The 2376-nt window shown below is 63.0% G+C and carries 3 protein-coding genes and 1 pseudogene; 1 reads left to right on the top strand and 3 read right to left on the bottom strand.

Features of this window, described 5'->3' with window-relative positions:
* From trmFO to EOA24_RS34530, 3 genes are all read right to left on the bottom strand, one after another.
* A partial coding sequence (trmFO, locus tag EOA24_RS34540) for a methylenetetrahydrofolate--tRNA-(uracil(54)-C(5))-methyltransferase (FADH(2)-oxidizing) TrmFO (RefSeq protein ID WP_127410618.1) occupies positions 1 to 1304 on the bottom strand: 1304 nt, incomplete at its 3' end.
* Positions 1305 to 1680: 376 nt separating this feature from the next.
* On the bottom strand, positions 1681 to 1821 hold the full coding sequence (locus EOA24_RS34535) for a DUF1127 domain-containing protein (protein ID WP_082056374.1): 141 nt from the start codon (positions 1819 to 1821) through the stop codon (positions 1681 to 1683).
* A gap of 51 nt (positions 1822 to 1872) precedes the next feature.
* On the bottom strand, positions 1873 to 2013 hold the full coding sequence (locus tag EOA24_RS34530; RefSeq protein WP_082056373.1) for a DUF1127 domain-containing protein: 141 nt from the start codon (positions 2011 to 2013) through the stop codon (positions 1873 to 1875).
* A gap of 234 nt (positions 2014 to 2247) precedes the next feature.
* Between EOA24_RS34530 and EOA24_RS43515 the strand changes: the two are divergent.
* Positions 2248 to 2376 (top strand): annotated as a pseudogene (locus EOA24_RS43515) (DUF2157 domain-containing protein); the annotation flags it as partial.

Raw genomic sequence — 2376 nt, 5'->3', positions numbered from 1 at the left:
CGCAGGCGCTTGCCGTCGGCCTTCGGCGCTTCGACCGGCGGGAAAAGGCCGAAATTGACGTTCATTGGCTGGAAGGAGCGTTTGCCGGGCTCATCATCCGACACGATATGCCCGCCGGTGATGTGGTTCAGCAGCGCGCCGAAGGCGGTGGTCGCCGGCGGCAGCGCGGGCGCGTGGCCGAGCCGCGAGGCGGCGGCGAAGCGGCCGGCGAGCAGGCCGATCGCGGCGCTTTCCACATAGCCTTCGCAGCCGGTGATCTGGCCGGCAAAGCGCAGACCCGGCCGCGATTTCAGCTGCAGCGAGGGATCGAGCAGCGTCGGCGAGTTGATGTAGGTGTTGCGGTGCAGGCCGCCGAGGCGCGCGAACTCAGCATTTTCGAGCCCAGGAATGGTGCGGAAGATGCGCACCTGCTCGGCATGCTTCAGCTTCGTCTGGAAACCGACCATGTTGTAGAGCGTGCCCAGCGCATTGTCCTGACGGAGCTGCATCACCGCATAGGCCTTGACCGAGGGATTGTGGGCGTTGGTCAGGCCCATCGGCTTCATCGGGCCGTAGCGCAGCGTCTCGACGCCGCGTTCGGCCATGACCTCGATCGGCAGGCAGCCGTCGAAATAGGGCGTGCCTTCCCACTCTTTGAACTCGGTTTTCTGGCCCTCCAGCAGCGCCTGGACGAAGGCGAAATACTGGTCCTTGTCCATCGGGCAGTTGATGTAGTCCTTGCCGGTGCCGCCGGGACCGACCTTGTCGTAGCGCGACTGGAACCAGGCGGTGTTCATGTCGATCGTGTCGAAATGCACGATCGGCGCGATGGCATCGAAGAAGGCCAGCGCGTCGGCGCCGGTCGCCTCGGCGATCGACTGTGCCAGCGACGGCGCCGTCAGTGGACCGGTGGCGATGATCGCCTGGTCCCAGTCCGCCGGCGGCAGCCCAGGCACTTCCTCACGTTGGATGGTGATCAGCGGATGCGCTTCGATCTTCGCGGTGACCGCGTCGGAAAACCGGTCGCGGTCGACGGCCAGCGCGCCGCCGGCCGGCACCTGGTTGGCATCGCCGGCGCTCATGATCAGCGAGCCGGCCAGCCGCATTTCGGCATGCAGCAGGCCGACCGCGTTGTTTTCGGCGTCGTCGGAGCGGAAGGAGTTCGAGCAGACGAGCTCGGCCAGGCCATCGGTCTTATGCGCGTCGGTGCCGCGCACCGGGCGCATCTCGTGCAGCACGACCGGAACGCCGGCCTCGGCGATTTGCCATGCCGCTTCGGAGCCGGCGAGGCCGCCGCCGACGACGTGTACGGGATTTTTGCTCATGAGCGCCGGAATAATCGCTTGGCGGCCCGATTGCAATTGCCAGGCGGCGACGGCGAGAAACTGGCGCCTAAAACAACAACACCCGCCGGGGGAGGAGGTCCGGCGGGTGTCGTTTTGGGGGTCGATCCTCGGGAGGAGGTGAAGATCGACCTAATTCGTCATCGCCGGGGAGGAGGTCGGCTTTGACGAAATTCCTTTCGCCTTTTTCAGAAGGGGCGAAACCTTCGACGACGAACTACGTTCGCTTCTTGAACAACGCCCGCCGGGGGAGGAGGTCCGGCGGGCGCCGTTTCGGTGGTCAACCCTCGGGAGGAGGTGAAGGTTGACCTCATTCGTCAGGGTCGGGGAGGAGGTCGACCCTGGCGAAATTCCTTGCTTAGATCGCCTTGCGGGCGACCATCTTGATCTCGTCGCGGACGATGCCGAGATCATGGAGCTGACGGTTCGAAAGCCGACCCAGCTCGGAAACCGTCTCGCGATAAACGCGCCAGTTACGATAGCTACGGATCAGGTTCATTGTCTTAACTCTCTTCAAAACTGGTTCGGACCATTTGCGGTCCGAAGCGGATTAGACCGCCTTGCGGGCGACGTAGTGGATGTCGCTGCGGCTGATGCCGAGGTCGGTCAGTTCACGGTTCGACAGGCGGTTCAGCTCGGAAACGGTTTCCCGGTAGCGGCGCCAGTTGCGGTAGTTGCGGATCAGGTTCATGGTAGTTCTCGTTTCGTCTTTAGTTCGGATCATTCCGTTTGTGTACGAACAGAAAATATGGGGGATCGTATCGATTTAAAAGTGCCGTTGGCGCATGGCAGCAATGCAAATTGTGCAATGCAACATTAACCGCCATTCACGCCTGCGTCACAAAGAAGGCCGAATCGAAAAATGCCGCTGCGTCAACGGTTTGGCTGTTTCGACTAAGGAAGTGGTCGGGCTTGGGGGAAATGCATGGCGGGCTATGCCACAAGGGTGAGGGCGGATATCGCGCGCTGGCGGGAGATCGGGCTGGTCGATCCCGCCACGGCGGAGGCGCTGACGCGCGATGTTGCCGCCAATGAGCGCGCGTCGCTGAGCTTC

This window comes from Mesorhizobium sp. M2A.F.Ca.ET.039.01.1.1 (assembly GCF_003998035.1).
GTDB lineage: Bacteria > Pseudomonadota > Alphaproteobacteria > Rhizobiales > Rhizobiaceae > Mesorhizobium.
This window is presented reverse-complemented; position numbering and strand designations above follow the sequence as displayed.

Excerpts from the sequence above, each read along its gene's own strand:
- EOA24_RS34535 (WP_082056374.1), bottom strand. The coding sequence starts at position 1,821 with ATGAACCTGATCCGTAGCTATCGTAACTGGCGCGTTTATCGCGAGACG.
- EOA24_RS34530 (WP_082056373.1), bottom strand. The coding sequence starts at position 2,013 with ATGAACCTGATCCGCAACTACCGCAACTGGCGCCGCTACCGGGAAACC.